Source organism: Bacteriovorax sp. DB6_IX, from assembly GCF_000447775.1.
Taxonomy (GTDB): domain Bacteria; phylum Bdellovibrionota; class Bacteriovoracia; order Bacteriovoracales; family Bacteriovoracaceae; genus Halobacteriovorax_A.
In genome coordinates, this window is record NZ_AUNJ01000041.1 from 1 (window position 1) to 260 (window position 260).

1 protein-coding gene is annotated in these 260 nt (G+C 38.8%); it reads left to right on the forward strand.

Annotated elements, in window-relative coordinates; genetic code table 11:
• Positions 1–260: family 14 glycosylhydrolase (locus M901_RS01230; protein WP_021276337.1), on the forward strand; the 260-nt coding region annotated here is incomplete at both ends.

Below are 260 nucleotides of genomic sequence, written 5' to 3' on the forward strand. Positions count from 1 at the left end.
TGGAGATAATTGCAATATTCCTCTACCAAGTTGGGTTTGGAATGAGGCGAATGGAAAAGAAGTACCTTCTCTCTTTGGAGGGGATAGCTTTCACATTAGTCACTCTGATCAGATTAAGTATCTTTCGGAACTTGGGAGAACAAATAGTGAGTTTCCAAGTGTTTGGTCAACTCCAGTCATGGCCGATCTCTATGTGAACTTTGTCAGAGAGTTTTCAAATCATTTTCAGTCGAAATCTTCGATCATTGAAGAGATAAATA